Origin of the sequence: Pseudoalteromonas sp. SG44-17 (genome assembly GCF_014164235.1) — a bacterium.
GTDB lineage: Bacteria > Pseudomonadota > Gammaproteobacteria > Enterobacterales > Alteromonadaceae > Pseudoalteromonas > Pseudoalteromonas rhizosphaerae.
Window position 1 is genome coordinate 1 of the sequence record NZ_JACJEV010000128.1, and the last position, 209, is coordinate 209.

The window sequence follows — 209 nt, forward strand, 5'->3', positions numbered from 1 at the left end:
ACTGTCAATATCGTCTAAATCAAATTCGTCTTCTTCAGCCAACTCCGGCTCTGCAGTCGCTTTATCGCCAGTTTCATCAATTAGACTGTCAATATCGTCTAAATCAAATTCGTCTTCTTCAGCCAACTCCGGCTCTGCAGTCGCTTTATCGCCAGTTTCATCAATTAGACTGTCAATATCGTCTAAATCAAATTCGTCTTCTTCAGCCA

1 protein-coding gene is annotated in these 209 nt (G+C 41.6%); it reads right to left on the bottom strand.

Annotated elements, in window-relative coordinates; all coding sequences use genetic code 11:
• The coding region (locus H5182_RS22675; protein ID WP_220493653.1) for a hypothetical protein at window positions 1-209 on the bottom strand (209 nt) is incomplete at both ends.